The 16,947-nt window shown below is 53.8% G+C and carries 14 protein-coding genes and 1 pseudogene; 13 read left to right on the top strand and 2 right to left on the bottom strand.

All coding sequences use genetic code 11. The features are described from left to right. Positions 1–445 precede the first annotated feature (445 nt). From CGZ75_RS16190 to CGZ75_RS16165, 6 genes are all read left to right on the top strand, one after another. Positions 446–1,951, top strand: coding sequence for a M23 family metallopeptidase (locus CGZ75_RS16190; protein ID WP_089525303.1), 1,506 nt, complete (start codon positions 446–448; stop codon positions 1,949–1,951). Positions 1,952–2,264: 313 nt separating this feature from the next. Beyond that, on the top strand, positions 2,265–3,005 hold the full coding sequence (yycF, locus tag CGZ75_RS16185; protein ID WP_089525302.1) for a response regulator YycF: 741 nt from the start codon (positions 2,265–2,267) through the stop codon (positions 3,003–3,005). Continuing rightward, positions 3,005–4,837 (top strand): cell wall metabolism sensor histidine kinase WalK, encoded by a 1,833-nt coding sequence (gene walK / locus CGZ75_RS16180; protein WP_089525301.1) that lies wholly within the window; start codon positions 3,005–3,007, stop codon positions 4,835–4,837. The genes yycF and walK overlap by 1 nt, the downstream gene beginning before the upstream one ends. Then, complete coding sequence (locus tag CGZ75_RS16175; RefSeq protein WP_089525300.1) at positions 4,834–6,390, top strand: YycH family regulatory protein; 1,557 nt, start codon at positions 4,834–4,836, stop codon at positions 6,388–6,390. The genes walK and CGZ75_RS16175 overlap by 4 nt, the downstream gene beginning before the upstream one ends. Positions 6,391–6,397: 7 nt before the next feature. Further along, on the top strand, positions 6,398–7,243 hold the full coding sequence (gene yycI, locus CGZ75_RS16170) for a two-component system regulatory protein YycI (protein WP_089525299.1): 846 nt from the start codon (positions 6,398–6,400) through the stop codon (positions 7,241–7,243). A gap of 243 nt (positions 7,244–7,486) precedes the next feature. Continuing rightward, positions 7,487–8,299, top strand: coding sequence for an MBL fold metallo-hydrolase (locus CGZ75_RS16165; RefSeq protein WP_089525298.1), 813 nt, complete (start codon positions 7,487–7,489; stop codon positions 8,297–8,299). Here the strand turns inward: CGZ75_RS16165 and CGZ75_RS16160 are convergent. After that, complete coding sequence (locus CGZ75_RS16160) at positions 8,262–8,513, bottom strand: hypothetical protein (RefSeq protein ID WP_089525297.1); 252 nt, start codon at positions 8,511–8,513, stop codon at positions 8,262–8,264. The genes CGZ75_RS16165 and CGZ75_RS16160 overlap by 38 nt on opposite strands. Before the next feature lie 248 nt (positions 8,514–8,761). On the opposite strand from CGZ75_RS16160, the gene CGZ75_RS16155 reads away from it, so the two are divergent. The 6 genes and pseudogenes from CGZ75_RS16155 to CGZ75_RS16130 all read left to right on the top strand — a co-directional run bounded on the left by CGZ75_RS16155 (position 8,762) and on the right by CGZ75_RS16130 (position 13,877). Further along, complete coding sequence (locus CGZ75_RS16155; protein WP_089525296.1) at positions 8,762–10,111, top strand: S1C family serine protease; 1,350 nt, start codon at positions 8,762–8,764, stop codon at positions 10,109–10,111. A gap of 178 nt (positions 10,112–10,289) precedes the next feature. Continuing rightward, entirely contained in the window at positions 10,290–10,457 is a 168-nt protein-coding gene (locus CGZ75_RS16150) for a CxxH/CxxC protein (protein ID WP_089525295.1), read from the top strand. Between the two features lie 339 nt (positions 10,458–10,796). Continuing rightward, positions 10,797–11,615: an alpha/beta fold hydrolase gene (locus CGZ75_RS16145; protein ID WP_089525294.1), complete on the top strand. Its 819-nt coding sequence runs from the start codon at positions 10,797–10,799 to the stop codon at positions 11,613–11,615. Continuing rightward, positions 11,615–12,049, top strand: a complete 435-nt coding sequence (locus tag CGZ75_RS16140; RefSeq protein ID WP_089525293.1) for a YciI family protein — start codon at positions 11,615–11,617, stop codon at positions 12,047–12,049. Before CGZ75_RS16145 ends, CGZ75_RS16140 begins: the two co-directional genes overlap by 1 nt. A gap of 41 nt (positions 12,050–12,090) precedes the next feature. Continuing rightward, positions 12,091–13,305, top strand: a pseudogene (locus CGZ75_RS16135) (RNA polymerase sigma factor). Positions 13,306–13,433: 128 nt separating this feature from the next. Next, positions 13,434–13,877: a YciI family protein gene (locus CGZ75_RS16130; protein ID WP_089525292.1), complete on the top strand. Its 444-nt coding sequence runs from the start codon at positions 13,434–13,436 to the stop codon at positions 13,875–13,877. A 286-nt stretch (positions 13,878–14,163) separates the two neighbouring features. Here the strand turns inward: CGZ75_RS16130 and CGZ75_RS16125 are convergent, their stop codons facing one another. Beyond that, the gene (locus tag CGZ75_RS16125; RefSeq protein WP_089525291.1) at positions 14,164–15,021 is read right to left on the bottom strand and encodes a class II fructose-bisphosphate aldolase; all 858 of its coding nucleotides are present in this window, start codon (positions 15,019–15,021) and stop codon (positions 14,164–14,166) included. Positions 15,022–15,425: 404 nt separating this feature from the next. Between CGZ75_RS16125 and CGZ75_RS16120 the strand changes: the two genes are divergently transcribed. Continuing rightward, the gene (locus CGZ75_RS16120; protein ID WP_089525290.1) at positions 15,426–16,931 is read left to right on the top strand and encodes a protein adenylyltransferase SelO; all 1,506 of its coding nucleotides are present in this window, start codon (positions 15,426–15,428) and stop codon (positions 16,929–16,931) included. Positions 16,932–16,947: the final 16 nt, after the last annotated feature.

Here is a 16,947-nt window from a genome sequence, read left to right as displayed (position 1 = left end):
ATTAAGTAATACTAATCTTTGGATTTATCCCAATCGAACCTATAATCCAAGATCCTACGTATGAATTCGCCAGAGATTCAACGGATACCCATACCTAGTTAAAGCCGCTCCCTGCTGCAGGGAACGGCTTTTTTATGCGGATCAATCAAACTCGCAGAGTGTTTGTATATATTCCATACAATTCAAATTTGTGGATATTTGTCAGGTGAAGTCACTTAATTCTGAAAAAAGTTTAATCCGCTAGGAGGAGAGAAGCGGTTGAACGGGTAAATCGAGCTATGGTAAAGTTAGAAACGAATTCTTCGATAGGGAGGATTCGTCGTTTTTTGCCGCAAGACTCTTAAAGCCTTAGCGCTAGGTTTTAAGAGATGATGTTGCGGCGACATTGCAAGGGGAATGACGCATGCGCAAGCGAAGAGCATAAAACAGAAGGAGATCACCTTTAATGAATGCTTTCAAGCCGAAACAGCACTCCTCAACAGCATCTTACTCTCAGGCAACGGAGTCGCCATCGCGCAAGCGCTGGATTAAGACGCTCTGGATTGCCGCAGTCATCGCAGCTATTCTGTTGGGTGCCGGATATGTTGGAGCCAATCAATATATCAAGAGCAACACAAATGATTACTATAAGGTTTTAGTGGACGGACAAGCCGTCGGCACCGTTCCAGATCCCGCTGTCGTGGAGGAGCTCGTCAAGAACAAAACCGCCGAGATGGAGTCGACCTATCCCAATCTCAGCATGACTCTCCTTACAGGCGACATTACGTATGAAAAGGTCACCGAGTACAAGGGCGAAGCACAGCCTGAGGCGGCTTTGACCAAGCTAGAGTCTTCCTTCCAGATGAAGGCGTCAGGTACGGAGGTCAAGATCGCGGGCAAGGTAATCGGCGTTGTCAAAAATGAGGAAACGGCTCAGGCGGTTCTAAAGCAGCTTCAGAACAAATATGCCCCGCCTTCCCGAATGAAGAGCGCTTTGTCAAAAGTCCAATTGCTGTCCACGGCCTCCAAGAATGAAGCACCGGCTGACCGAATCAGTGGTGTAAAGTTCGCAGAGGAGATCAGCATCAATGAGACCCAGCTCGATCCTTCGCAGGTGCTCGGACAGAACCAACTGCTGCGACTAGTGAGCGGCGGTACGGAAAAAAATACGAAATACACCGTCCAGCCGGGAGACTGTGTTGGCTGTATTGCGAGTAAGTTCGACATTTCGCGGGAAATTATTTATAAGAATAATCCCTCTATCGAAAATGATCTGATCAAGGCCGGAGATGTACTGGATCTGACGGTGAATAAACCGGTCGTCAATGTTATTACGACGGAGAGCCAAACGGAAATGATCACGAGCGAGCCGCAGGTTATCACTCAGAAGAAGGCAACGCTGAATGCCGGGCAGTTCAAGGTCATCCAGGAGGGCAAGCCGGGCTCGAAGCGACTCACCTACTCGGTCGTCAAGCAGAACGGCTATAAGATGAGTGAAGATCTCGTCAGCATCGAAGTCATTACGAAGTCAGTACCCAAAATAATCGTACGTGGTACGAAAGTGGTCAGCAGTGAGAGCAGTTCCACGGAAATCGGTTCTCGCGAGGGCAGCGGCACATTCGCCATGCCGGTATCTGGATATCGCATTACGAGTACGTACGGCAGTCGTTGGGGCCGTCTGCACAAAGGTCTTGATCTTGTCGGAGGCAGCGCGATCAAAGCAGCAGACGACGGTGTAGTCGAGTTCGCCGGCAAGAAAAACGGATATGGAAACGCCATTATCATCGACCATAACAATGGCTACAAAACGCTTTATGCTCATCTCGACAGCCTCTCGGTGAAAACCGGCCAAACCGTCGATCGTGGACAACGTATGGGGGTTATGGGCAATACGGGTAACTCTACCGGTATCCATCTTCATTTTGAAATCTATAAAAACGGCAAGCTGCAAAATCCGCTTCGGTACTTGTAATATATATTTAATCCATTAGCGCTTGCTTGAATCTATATGAATCCGGACGGTCCCTAGGGACTGTCCGGATTTTTTTGTGCTGCTGGAATTTCCGCTGCATAGTCCTCGGGTTTCTCGAGCTCATTTGAACATGTATGGCAACGGAAAGTGCGGCGGTATCTTGTAGCTTCTTGTAGCTTCTTGTAGCTGGGTAGCAAGCTTGTGGGACCGGCAGGCGCGAACGAAGTAGCCATTGTGGTAACATGGAAGTATAGATTGGCCTAGAAGCTTCCCCTAAGGGGAGCAACGGTATTGAAGGGAGCGGACAGCAACGATGCAGGGAAAAATTCTCGTGGTCGACGATGAGCGGCCGATTGCAGATATCCTGAAATTCAACCTGGAAAAGGAAGGCTACGAGGTCATTTGTGCCTTCGACGGCGGGGAAGCGGTGCGCGTCGCTTTCGAAGAGCTGCCCGACCTGATTTTGCTGGATTTAATGTTACCGGTGAAGGACGGCATGGATGTATGCCGTGAGGTACGGACCCGCTTGCAGACACCGATCATCATGCTGACGGCCAAAGACACGGAAATAGACAAGGTGCTTGGCCTAGAGCTGGGCGCAGATGACTATGTCACCAAGCCATTCGGTACGCGGGAGCTACTTGCGCGCGTGAAGGCTCATTTGCGGCGCACCCAAAAGACCCGGGAGGCGATGGCGGCAGAGGCTGGGCCGAATGCGGAGCCGGAGAAGCAGGGTTTGGGGCTGTTCAATCTTTTTATCGATACGGATATGTATGTTGTATATAAAGACGATCAGCCGCTCGATTTGACGCATCGGGAGTATGAGCTGGTTTACTATTTGGCGCGCCACAATGGCAAAGTGATGACCCGCGAGCATTTGCTGCAGGCGGTATGGGGCTTTGAATACTTCGGCGATGTGCGCACGGTAGATGTGACGATCCGCAGGCTGCGGGAGAAGATTGAGGATGATCCAAGTCGTCCGGAGTACATCCTGACGCGGCGCGGCCTTGGTTATCTCATGCGCAATCCGAAGCTGGGAGGCATTGGCGGCTAATGAAGGGCAGGCGCTGGTTCAGCACGATCCAGGTCAAGCTGATTGCGATTTACATGCTGCTGGTTCTGATCTCCATTCAGCTGATTGCGGTCTATTTTGTCAGTACGGTCAAAAGCTCGCTTACCGACTCGTTCACGAACAGTCTCAACGATCAGGCGCGCGCTCTGGCTGTGCTCGCGGCGGACAAGCTGACCGAAGGCACGCTCGCTTCCGGTAGCGGTGCAGAAGGCGACGCCATCTCTCTGTCCGATTACGTCAACAGCCTGTTCAGCCGAACTGGTGCTGAACTGCAAGTGCTGGATACGAGTGGGCGCGTATTGGCAACATCGGATGCCTATAGCGCTTTAATCGGGAAGAAGAACACCTCGCTGATGGTTAGCCAGGCGCTACAGGGTATCCCGGACAATGAGCAGGACATTCTCGACGACGACAATGTGCGCAAAAAGATTATCACCCAGCCGATCAAATCACCGGATAACCGGGTTATTGGAGCGGTTTATATCGTTGCTCAAATGACTGAGATCAACGCGACGGTCGACCGGGTCAATCAGATTTTTGTCTCCGGCACGCTAATTGCACTCGGTCTGACCGGTGTGCTCGGTATTATTCTGGCACATACGATTACGAGTCCCATCAAAGGACTTACCCGCCAGGCGGAAGCGGTCGCTGAGGGCCGCTTTGATCAGCATGTACCCGTGCTCGCCGATGATGAGATAGGCCGACTCAGCGAGGCGTTCAATGAGATGACCCAGCGACTACGCGAGGCGTTGTCGGTCAATGAGGAAGAGAACGATAAGCTGCAGTCGGTACTCTCCAACATGAGCGACGGAGTCATGGCCGCTGATGAGCATGGCACTGTTATGGTGTCCAATCGCCGTGCGCTAGAGCTGCTAGGCGTGGAAGAGTGTGAAGGCTGTCCGCTTACGGATGTTTTGGAGCTACCGCAGGAACGGCTCGAAGCGCTGCGGGGCTCACGTGGCTTGGCTGCGGTGCTCGTGAAGGAATCGCCGGATCGCGAGGAGCGCTGGGTGCTGCGTGTCACGCTCAGCCCAATTCACCGCCGAGGACACGGCATTACGGGCACGATCGCGTTGCTCCAGGACATTACGGAGCAGGAGAAGCTGGATCAGTCGCGGCGAGAATTTGTAGCGAATGTATCTCATGAGCTGCGCACGCCGCTGACGACGATCCGCAGCTATGCCGAGGCGCTCGACGACGGCGCGCTTGGCGAGCCGGAGCTTGCCGGCAGATTCGTCGGCGTCATCCGCAACGAGACGGAGCGCATGATCCGGCTCGTCACCGATCTGCTCCATCTGTCGCGGCTTGATTCGCAGCAATCAACGCTGCGCCGCCGCGATACGGATGTTGAGGAGATGCTTGAGGAGGTTGCGGATCGATTCTCCGTGCAGATGCGCAAGAAGGCGATCCGCGCCGTCGTGGGGGTCGACAAGCGTGTGGGCAAAGCGATACTGGACCGCGACCAGATCGATCAGGTGCTCGACAATTTGGTATCCAATGCCATCAAGTACACACTTGAAGGAGGCCGAATTGAGCTGTCCGCCCGGCTGCAGGACAACGATGCGCTGGCGGTCAGCGTCAAAGACTCCGGCATCGGTATTCCGAAACGGGATCTGAGCCGAATTTTTGATCGGTTCTACCGAGTGGACAAGGCCCGTTCGCGGGAAATGGGTGGCACGGGGCTTGGCCTTTCGATTGCCCGGGAAATGATCAAGGCGCATGGCGGCACGATCACGCTGGAGTCTGAGCCGGATGTCGGTACGACGGTGACCTTCATTTTGCCTCAACTGCAGGAGAAGGGGGAGCAGTCATGAAGGAAAGACTGAAAACGATTGCTCTTGCCTCACTCGTCGCTCTCAGCCTTGTTCAGAGTTATATGCTTGCTTACAGTACCCCGGGCGCGGCGATTCGCACGGCGCAGAATTATGTCAACACCGAGCAGATGGGCCCAGTAAGCAAAACCGAGGACGTCTTGTTCCCCGAGCAGCTCATTTTGCATTTTGGCAACGGAAACCATACGGTGCTGAATCCCGGCGATCTGCCGTTTTACAACCTCATTATGAGCAAGCTCAAAGGACGCGAGTTCCGCGGTTTCCAGCGGACGACGGAATCGGTCGTCCGCTGGAGCGAAATCCGCGAGCGCAACCTGGGGCTTGAGCTGCGACTAGGATCCGGCTTGCCGGTGTCGCTGTTATCCCGCATGCTGCAACTGGAAAGCAGCGACAATACTTTCCTCAGCGATACGATTGACCGAATTTGGATTTTCCGGAGCAGCAGCGAAGAGGTCCGGACGTTCTTTTTCAGCCGGGATGGAAATGCAGTCTATGAAGCGACTCAAGCGGATCTGACCGTCCGCGATGTGGAGGATGACGTCGGCCTGGGCGAGTTCTGGACACCGTACCAACCGGATGCCTTTGGAGTGTACGTGCCGCAACAGCCGGTAGAGGCGGCGCAAGCGCGCATTGGCTACCAGTCGTATTCGGCCGAGCTGATGCAGCGCAATCTGTTCGTTGATCCCGGTACAACGCGAATGATCAAGGATCGGGACGGATCGCAGGTGTACACGGATGGAAAACGTGCGCTGCAGGTGGAGCAAAACAGCCAGTGGATCAACTACACCGATCCTGCGGCCCCCCTCAGCGGTACAGGTCCCTCCGGCAGTAATCCTGCTGGAAGCATGAGCAGCGCCATGCAATTCGTCAACCAGCATGGAGGCTGGGACGGCCTGCATCAGTTAGTCGGGCTGAGCGGGAGCAAGGCAGGCACTGTCCCGAACTCGGGTCAACCGTCCGGGACAGGTAGTGTAGACGAGCAGCATACGTTGCTTTTCCGGCAGTATTTCCGCTTTGGCGAAAATCGCTTGTTGCCCGTCGTGCCATCGCCAGACTTCCGCTTCGGCTTCATCCGACTATCGGTGCAGCAGGGGCTCGTGACCAATTACGAGCGTTCGCTTATTACGCTTGCATCGTCACCGACTCAAAAGTCAGCGCGCTCGCTGCCCGGCGGGCAGCAGCTTGAGGCAGTGCTGGCGAGATACGAGCGACGCGCCGAGATCAAGGCGCTCTACCCGGCGGTCAAGGCGTACCCTGCCGAAGCTGGGCAGCTGCGCTTCGTGCCCGTCTGGGCGGTGCATCTGGAGGATGGTACGGAGGAGACGCTTGTCGGGCCGCTTGCGGAGGGTTTTGATGGTGCAGGCATAACTCGTTCGAACCTTAGTGCGGGGACAGGCGAAGGTTACATCCCTAACTCCAGTAATGATCTATCCCCAAGAGCGACGCCGGATCCCAGAGCCTCTGACCATGCCACTAGCTCGCCCGGTCCGGACAGCTCCGGACTGAATAATCTTCGCGATAGCGGAAGGAGGTGAGGGGCAGATGGATTGGGGAAGGGCAAAAAGTGTCTTGATCCTGGCATTTCTGCTGCTTAATCTACTACTTGGCTATCAACTTTGGAGTGATGTGCGTGAGCGTGTGCAGCCAAGCAGCAATCCGGCTGAGCTTTCGCCGGACACGCTCGAAGCTATGAAGGCCAAGGGGATCGAGCTCTCTGGAAGCATCCCGAAGGAAACGCCGGAGCTGCATGACTTAACTTACCGTTATGTGGATCGCGAAGCGTCTGGAGTAGCGTCGGAAGGTGCTGCAGATTCGAAACAGAACGCTGGAGAGTCTGGACTGCCGGACAGCGATCCCTACGCGGGCGTCATTCCACTGCAAACGCCGGTTGATAGCCGCGTCGTATTCCAGCGGGAGGAGCTGCTGGAGGCGCTAGGAGGCGTCATTGCGGAGCTGGACCAGTATGAAATGGATACACCGGGCTTCGATGACCTCAAGTTCGTGTTGTACCGGATGGTGGACGGGCGACCGATGTTCAATGTGCGGATTGAGCTGTTTTACCGAAACCAGCAGATTATTGGATACCGTCAGGACCAGATCAAGCTGCTGCCAGGGGATCAACAGCAGCGTCCACAGCCGATATTGCCGGCCTCGCGGGCGATTAGACCCGAGATTATTGAGAAATACGTGCCAGAAGGCGCCTCGATCAAGGAGATCAGGCTCGGCTACAAGGAAGTCCAATTATTCGATTCCGATACCCAAGTTTCGACGCCATCGTGGCGGATTTTGCTGGAAGACGGCGGCGTAATTTATCTCCAGGCTTACAGCGGCGAAGTGCTTACCGATAAGCCGCAGCCTCCGGCTGCTTCTCCGGATGCAAGCCGATAACCGACATTTGAACAGCCTGCAGGGATACCCCTGCAGGCTGTTTTCCGCTTATTTTCTCTTTTTCTGGAAGGAAGCATAAAAGGTTCGAACTATTTTCCATATAGGTGTAGAGCCACCCGGCGGACAATGGTACAATAGACCCTTGCAGGGATTATGCTATCTCGCGGATATTTCACTATTATATTGATATAATCATATAAAATGGCAAGCTCTTGGAACGGAATGGAAGGGAAGGCAGCAACCATGGAATTCAGATTCACCGTGTTGGCCAGCGGTTCGACTGGCAACGCCACCCTCGTGCAGAGCGGGGACAAAATGGTGCTGGTAGACGCCGGTCACAGCCTCAAGAAGCTAGAGGAGCTGATGAGCCAGCAAGGGGTCAGCGGCCATGACATCGACGCGGTGCTCATCACGCATGAGCATTCTGACCATATCAAGGGACTCAACGCGCTCGCACGCAAATATGAGCTGCCCGTGTACGCCAATGAGGCGACTTGGGGAGCCCTGGAGCGGCATACTTCGCATGTTCCTGCTGAGCGCAGGGTGATCATGCGGACGGGTGATGAGGCTGATTTTGGGAGCATGAGAGTGCGCTCATACCCGATCTCCCATGACGCCGCCGAGCCAGTCGGCTATACGTTCATGGATGATGGCTACAAGCTGAGTCTTGCCACGGATCTTGGTTATGTCAGTGATATGGTGCGGCGCAGCATCATCGACTCCGATGTGCTCGTGCTGGAATCCAATCATGATCCTGAGATGCTGCGCATGGGGCGGTATCCGTGGAACATTAAGCGGCGTATCTTGAGCGACATCGGGCATCTGTCCAATGAGGCGGCTGGAGAGGCGCTGTGTGAGCTGATGACAGAGCGGACGAGGCGGGTGTATCTCGCGCATTTGAGCCTCAACCATAACATGATGGAGCTCGCCCGAATTACGGTGAACAGCGTCATGGAGGATCGGGGCCATTTCTTCCGCAAGGATGAGCATCCGCTGAGGGATACATACCCGCATCAGCCTACTCCATGGGATCAAATAAAGCGGAAATCGCTTTAAGTGGCTCGCTGTCACCAGCCTCCAGCTGGGCAGACTTCTGCTCCAGTTCTTCACGGGTAAGGATACCTTTGTCAACGAGCAGCTCCAGCATGGCGCTGAGCGCCAGCAGAGTGCGGTACTGCGTATCGCTGAGATCGCCGAGCTTGCTCATGACGGCAATTTGATCCCAAGTGTTAAGACTAGCGGCTGGTGAGGTAATGAGCTTTATGTCCATAGTACTCCCTTCCTTCTCAAAGGCAGTTTAGGGTCGGCATAAGGATTTATCGGTGTATTCGTGCAACTTTTGAGCCCTGGACCCCGTCAAATATGGGAGATGGGCTTGCCTATTATTATTCTAGACGAATCTTCCGAAATCATTCCAAGAAGAGAAAAAACATCCTGTAGTTGAAGTTGAAGCAACCACGTATGCTTAACCATATAACAGCTGAGCACGTGCATATATCACGGGAGGAGCGGGTAACAGTGGGTTTGTTCGATGATGAGTTCTATTCGACGCGTATCTCCCGACGCACGAACAAAATAGGGCGGAAGCAGATGCCGGGCTTTCCGCTGCGCAGCCGCAAGGACTGGGGAATTGGCCGGCTGGCGGCTTTGTCAGCTGCATCAGGCGCGGCAATCGTCCTCGTGCTGACGCTGGCCTTGGGCGGCGGAGACGGCAAGGCGACCGTCTCAGAGGCGTCTGCGCTCGCTGCCTCTGGCCTCGTCGCTCCCGGTGATGCCATTCAGCAGACGGTCACTGCCTCGGCAAAGGTCCGTCCAGCGGTCGTTAGCATCGTCAATGAACAGGCGACGATGCTGCCTCAGGTTGAGGGCGAGGAAGGTCTCCCGTTGCCGGAAGGCGGTGTGGAGGGTGAACTGCAGCCGGCCAGCGTGGGCAGCGGAGTTATTTTCGCCAAGAAGGACGGCAAGGCGTACATCATCACGAACAATCATGTGATCGAGGGCGCCGCTGGACTGAAGGCCGTCATGATCAACGGCGAGTCGCGTCCGGCGAAGTTGATCGGCGGTGATTATATTACCGACCTGGCCGTACTGGAGATCGATGGCAAGGGAATTGACGTAGTGGCTGAAATGGGTGACTCCTCCAAGCTTCAATCCGGAGAGATGGTCATGGCTATCGGCAATCCGCTCGGCCTCGGCGATTCTCTCTCGATGGGCATTATCAGCAAAACGAAGCAGGTTATCCCGGTGTCGCTCAGCCAAGACGGCAACTACGATTGGGAGCAGGAGGTCATCCAGACCGACGCTTCCATCAACCAGGGCAACAGCGGCGGTCCGCTGATTGACATGAAGGGCAAAGTCATCGGCATCAACAGCATGAAGATTTCCGATGTTGGTGTTGAGGGAGTTGGCTTCGCCATTCCGGTTAACAACGTCATGCCGATCGTTGACCAGCTGATGAAGCAGGGTAAAGTGCCGCGTCCTTATCTGGGCGTGTATACGCTGGATCTGGAATCGTATTTTGCTCAGCAGGGCTTCGGAGGCGGTGTTGAGGGTGGCATCGAAGAGGGCACAGAGAACGGCGAGGAAGCCGAAGAGCCTGGCAGCGGCGGCCCTGAGATACCGGCTGAGGTGACGGAGGGCGTCATCGTGCTGGAGTCGGTAGGTCCGGCTCTGGATGCTGGTCTACAGTTCAACGACGTCATTACGAAACTCGATGATCAGCCAATTCGCAGCACGATGGAGCTGCGCAAGTATCTGTACGGCAAGAAGCAGATCGGCGATAAGATCGAGGTTACTTTCTACCGCGGCGGCAAGCAGGACAGTGTGACGTTCAAGCTGCTGGACAAGAGCGAAGAGGAAGAAGAATAATAGCGGAGGCAGCCGCTCGTGGCAGCTTCGGTGTTAAGCATAATCCAGCCCTCGGTGGGGCTGGATTTTTTTAGGTGCAGACAAGCCTTATGTGGAGCCGTTATTGCATGCGCGATTTATGGTATAATAGCGGTAATTAGCGTTTATTTCAGGAACAGGAATAGGGGTAGGTCATCGAATGTATTGCGTGTGCAAGGAGCATATTGAGCTGGCATTGGACAAGTTCGTGGATGATTATGAGGATGCGCCGGATATGGTGAATCTGAATGAGACGCATTTTGCGAATTGGGACCCGCCGGTAAAATGTGACTTGTGCGAGGAAAAAGCGGAGTTCCTGATCGTTTGACTATCATATGCATTTAAGTGGGGAAACCTCGGTCCTAATGGGACGGAGGTTTTTTGTTTTTTCTAGCTCTGGGCCGACGGGCTGTGGCTGTGGATTGCCGATTGTGAGTTATGAATTATAGACTGTGGCCTGTGGATGAAGCGGGGATAATGGCATTTTTGTGTTTACTTGATGATATCCACATGTTCACAGAAGCGTAAATAGGAACTTGTGAAATAGATTTTAATAACTTTTTCCGGCATGTCGATCTCCGCGTTATCCGTTCGTCGATCTAGTAAAGGACAAAATTCCCCGGTCGGACCAGAAGAGCTTCTGCTCTGAACCAAAAAGGAGCTTACTATGTACAGCCTGATTTCTAAAGATGGAACCCAAATCGCTTATGACAAAGTCGGTCAAGGACCGGCGCTTGTGTTAGTCACAGGAGCGTTCAGTTACCGGAAGTTCCCGGCGCTGATCCAGTTAGCTGAGCTGCTGTCCGACCGTTTCACGGTTTATACCTATGACCGTCGGGGGCGCGGTGACAGCGGAGATGCTAATTTCTACGCCATTGAGCGGGAGATTGAAGATCTTAAGGCTGTCTTGGATGCGGCCGGCGGTTCGGCGGGGGTGTGGGCATTATCATCCGGCGCTATGTTGGCGCTGAAAGCAGCTGCAGGCGGAGCGAGCATTACAAGGCTGGCTCTGCATGAGCCGCCTTTAGTAGTCGAGCCAGGGGATCGCAAGCCGCCGGCAGACTTCGCTGTGAAGGTTAAGGAGTTAATAGCCGAAAACCGCCGTGAGGAGGCGATCAAGTACTTTATGACGAAAGGTATGGGTGCGCCGTCTTTTGTCGTCACGATGATGCGGCTGATGCCTGGGGTGTGGTCCAATCTGATGGCAGTAGCCCCCACGCTGCCCTACGATGCGGCGTTGCTTGACGGGTACATGGACGGAAAGCCTCTATCCGCCTCCGAGTGGAGCCGTGTTATAATTCCGACGCTCGTCATCGAAGGTACAGAGAGCCCGTCGTCGCTGCGGCACGGAGCACAGGCTCTGGCACGCGTTCTACCGAACGCCAAGCTGCGGAGCGGAAAAGGACTTGGGCATACGAAAAAGCTGAATAGCCGACTTATCTCAACGGAGCTTTCCACCTTTTTTGAAAATAAGGAGGTCATATAATGAGGTTCATGATGATTGTAAAAGCAAGCACCGATTCAGAGGCGGGTGTTATGCCTAGTCAAGAGCTTATCGAGGCCATGCAGAAATATAACGAGGAATTGGTGAGGGCAGGCGTTCTGCTTGCAGCGGACGGTCTTCAACCGAGTTCTAACGGAATCAGGATTTCTTACCCGGAGCCCGGCGGCAAGCCGAAAGTCATCGATGGTCCATTTACAGAGTCAAAAGAAGTGATTGCCGGATATACGCTTATTGAGGTGAAGTCCAGAGAGGAAGCGATCCAGTGGGCTTTGCGCATGCCGGACCCGCATGGATACGGGCAAGGTCAAATCGAGCTTAGACAGGTGTTTGATGTAGAGGATTTGATGACCGATCCTGACACTCTGGAAAAAGAAGCTGTTCTACGGGCACAAATAGAGGAGCAGAAAAAAGCGTGACTCTTCCCGCTGCCCATCGGACCATTGACGCAATATGGAAAATGGAATCGCCCAAGCTGATAGCCGGGCTCACACGAATGGTTCGGGATGTCGGGCTTGCCGAGGATTTGGCTCAAGACGCTTTGGTTATCGCTCTGGAGCGGTGGCCGGAAACCGGCATACCGGATAATCCGGGAGCGTGGCTGATGACGGCGTCGAAACGTCGCGCCATCGATCTTTTGCGTAGGAGCAAGCTGAGGGAGCAGAAATACGCGGAGATTGCGGGCAGCGCGCCGCTATTTACAGAGGATGATATGGATCGGATATTAGACGGGGAGATCGGCGACGATCTCCTTCGTCTGATCTTTATGACTTGCCATCCGGTTCTGTCCCAGGAAGCAAGGGTTGCTCTTACGCTCCGGCTGTTATGCCGGCTGACCACGGATGAGATTGCTCGTTCTTTTCTCGTAGCCGAATCGACGATCGCGCAGCGAATTGTCCGGGCTAAAAAGATGCTCAACAAGGAAAAAATTGCTTTCGAGGTCCCTGCAGGAGAAGAGTTGGCAGAGCGTCTGGCAGCCGTGCTTGAGGCGATTTAGCTCATGTTCAACGAAGGATTTTCGGCAACCTCGGGAGACAGCTGGGTTCGGCCGCTGCTGTGTCAGGAAGCGCTTCGGCTGGGCCGCGTGCTGGCAGAACATGCCCCTCTTGAGCCGGAAGTACATGGCTTAGTCGCTTTGATGGAAATTCAATCGTCCCGTCTGAAAACCCGAATGGGTCCCAGCGGGGAACCTATACTGCTGCTAGACCAGAATCGGGCACAGTGGGATCGCCTTCTGATCCGGCGTGGGCTGGCTGCTTTGGAGCGTGGGAAACAGCTCGGGAAGTCATATGGCCCTTATTTGCTGCAGGCAGAGATTTCAGCTTGCCATGCTAAGGCGACTGCAGCTGCCGACACGAACTGGATTCGCATTGCAGCCCTGTATGAAGCGTTGTCCCAAGTCATGCCTTCACCAATCGTTGAGCTGAACCGGGCTGTTGCCGTATCGATGGCGTTCAGTCCCGTTTTTGGGCTGCAAATTGTCGATGCACTTTGTTCCGAGCCTTCTCTGAAGGAGTATCATTTGCTTCCGAGCGTTCGCGGTGACCTGCTGATGAAGCTGGGGCAGCTCCATGAAGCCCGTGCTGAATTTGAGCGGGCGGCGGCGATGACTCGGAACATCCGCGAGCGCGAGCTTTTGCTGAAACGGGCTACTGAATGTATGCGACAGCTCTGATGTCCCTGAGAAATGATTATGCTCTCTGTCGATTCCGGCGGTATTTGTTCGTCGTGTGAGTAGGGAGAACGATAGGCTGTTGAAAGGTACGGCCTTGAATCAACCTCCCCATGAGGAGGAAGTCAAAGATGCGATTCATGTTAATGGTCAAAGGAACGGGTTATTCGGAAGCAGGCATCAAACCGGGGTTGGAGGACACTGCTGCGCTTGAAGCCTATCGGCATTCGTTGTTGAGGGCTGGAGTACTTGTTGCCGCCGAGGAGCTGCAGCCAAGCTCCAGAGGGATACGTATTTCTCATCTTGCGGACTTAGAGCATGCGTCACCGGCATTAATCGAAAGAGGGCCTTTTCCGTTGGAACAGGGGCTGGTCGCTGGATACACTCTCATTGAGGTGGAGACGGAGGATGAGGCTGTCGATTGGGCGCTCCAGATGCCTGTGCCTAAAAGTTGGAACGGCTTCGAGCTTGAGCTTAGAAGACTGGAAGATAACTCGGGGATCGTGAAGGATCCCAAGCAGTTGGCGATGCAAGCCGATCTGGCGGATCAGCTCCATATGTTGAAAAAGGGTTGAGGGTGGCTGAAAAGGCTGTAGGGACAGGGGATTGAATGGATGGTAATACTAGATGATACCCAGTGTTACTTAGTATTTCTTTTCATACAGAGCGGATAATCAGTCGCCACTATCGTAAACATGGATTTACTGGAGGGGCTAATGATGCGCTGTAAAAGTAGCGAGAGATCGTCGTAGATATAGAATATAACACTCCGTCCGGGATCTTACAAAATGAAAAAAGCCTGTCCTCCTTAGCGGAGGACAGGCTCATTTTTTATGAAAGTTCGGTTGAAGTCAACTCGCCTTAGGCTTTGTTGGCGGAACCGAATTCGCGCATTTTGCCTTGAACGGTCTTTTTGATCGCATCGCGGCCAGGCATCAGGAATTTACGTGGATCGTAAACTTCGAGGTCCTTAGTCACGATTTCGCGAACTTTTTTCGTGAACTCGATTTGGTTCTCGGTGTTCACGTTGATTTTAGCCGTACCAAGGGAGATGGATTTCTTGATGTGATCCGTTGGGATACCCGTTCCGCCATGAAGCACGAGTGGCAGCTTGATCATTTGGCAGATCTCTTCCATTTCCTTGAAACCAAGGTTAGGCTCGCCTTTGTAAGGGCCGTGAACGGAACCAAGAGCTGGAGCCAGGCAGTCGATGCCAGTCTGCTTAACGAGCTCGAAGCATTCCTTCGGATCAGCGTAAATAACGCCGTCTGCAATAACGTCGTCTTCTTGTCCACCAACCGTGCCGAGCTCGGCTTCAACGGAAACGCCTTTGCTATGCGCGTATTCAACGACTTTTTTAGTCGTTTCAACGTTTTCGTCGAAAGGATGGTGGGAAGCGTCGATCATAACGGAAGTGAATCCGGCGTCGATTGCTTCTTTACATTTGTCGAAGCTGGAACCGTGGTCGAGGTGAATCGCAACTGGAACGGTGATTTTCATCTCGTCGATTAGTGCGCCTACCATAGCCGTGATGACTTTGAAGCCGCCCATGTAACGAGCTGCGCCTTCGGATACGCCGAGGATAACTGGGGATTTCTCTTCCTCTGCAGCAGCCAGAATCGCTTGCGTCCACTCCAGGTTGTTAATGTTGAATTGGCCTACCGCGTAGCCCTCTTCGAGTGCTTTGTTCAGCATGTCCTTCATGGAAACGAGTGCCATTGTAACTCCTCCTAATGTCTTATGTCTGCAGCTGGTTTCTTCTCATAATAGAAGTTCCATCATGAGAATGGCAAGGCCGTGTAAATCAGCGCAACTTGTCTAAAGAGTATTTTAACATAAATATAACGTCTTGAACCTGTTATTTATGCAGTGAACCTCCCGGAGATCCGTGACAGATTTGAGTCGATTCGTCATTTCTCGCGATTCCGTAGTGTCTTTCCTGGTTCTGGAGGCGGACATTGCTTTATTTTCCCACATAACTTATCTCCTTATTCACGACAAGATTACGATACATTAATGAAGGATAGGTGAAGAAATCGGCCATTCCTGCCTTATGAAGCACGTCTCCGAGTGAAAAGGGGTATAATAAAACCAATAGAATTTTCATGGCCAAAGGAGATCCCATGACCGAAACCAATCACGCATCCCATGCACATGAAGCCGGGTGGAATTTTGATAATAGCTACGCTCGTTTGCCGGAAAATCTGTTCACCAAGCAAGGGCCGACACCAGTACGCGCACCGAAGTTGGCGATTCTGAATGACAAGCATGCTGCTGCTTTGGGACTAAGTCCAGGAGCGCTGGCCAGCCAGGAAGGAATTGCAACGCTAGCGGGAAATCGCATCCCTGAAGGAGCGGAGCCGCTGGCTCAAGCCTACGGCGGACATCAATTCGGATACTTTAATCGTCTCGGAGATGGACGGGCTGTGCTGTTAGGGGAGCAAATCACTCCGCAGGGCGAGCGGTTCGATATTCAGTACAAAGGCTCTGGGCGCACGCCGTATTCACGCGGCGGGGACGGCCGTGCAGGGCTTGGCCCGATGCTGCGCGAGTACATTATTAGCGAAGCTATGCACGGGCTGGGTATCCCAACGACGCGAAGCTTGGCGGTTGTACTGACGGGCGAGGAGATCGTAAGGGAATCGCTTGAGCCGGGTGCGATTATGACGCGGGTGGCGGCGAGCCATTTGCGCGTGGGTACGTTCCAATTTGCCGCGCAATGGGGCACGCTGGAGGAGCTTCAGGCGCTCGCGGACTATGCGCTGGAGCGGCATTATTCGGAGCCCGCAGAGGGGGCGAACAAGTACCTTCATCTGCTGGAGCAGGTTGTCGGCCGGCAAGCCAAGCTTATTGCTAAATGGCAGCTCGTTGGCTTCGTGCATGGCGTCATGAACACCGATAATATGTCGATCAGCGGGGAAACGATCGATTACGGTCCATGCGCTTTTTTGGATACTTTTGATCCAGCCACGGTGTTCAGCTCTATCGACGCTCAAGGTCGCTATGCTTATGGCAACCAGCCATATATTGGCGCGTGGAATTTGGCGCGTTTGGCGGAAGCGCTGCTGCCATTGCTTCATGAGGAGCAGGAACAGGCACTTAAGCTGGCCGAGCAGGTGTTGGCCGGTTTTACCGAGCAATACCATGGCCACTGGCTTGCCGGGATGAGAGCGAAGTTGGGCCTGTTCGGGGAGGAGCCGGAGGACGAGGCACTTGCGAGCGGGCTGCTGACTTTGATGAAGGAGCATCGAGCGGATTATACGAATACGTTCCGCTTGTTGACTTTGGGTAAGCCGGAAGATACACCGCTGCATGGGACGTCGGAGTTCACGGATTGGCTGGGGAAATGGCGGGAGAGACAGGGACGGTTGGTCAATGAGAGCGGTGATAAGGCAGAAGGCCTTCTACGCTCACAGGAGCTGATGCGCCGCAGCAACCCGGCAGTTATTGCGCGGAATCATCGGGTCGAAGAAGCACTGGCCGCCGCTGCTGTTCAGGGGGATTTAGGTGTGATGGAACGGCTACTCGCCGTTCTTGCCGATCCGTACGCCTACTCAGCTGAGCAGGAAGAGTATACATCGCTCCCAGAGAGTTGCGACCGTCCTTATCGGACGTTCTGCGGGACTTAACCATATAGAAAGTTAT

The sequence above is a fragment of the Paenibacillus herberti genome, from assembly GCF_002233675.1.
GTDB classification, from domain to species: domain Bacteria; phylum Bacillota; class Bacilli; order Paenibacillales; family Paenibacillaceae; genus Paenibacillus_O; species Paenibacillus_O herberti.
This window is presented reverse-complemented; position numbering and strand designations above follow the sequence as displayed.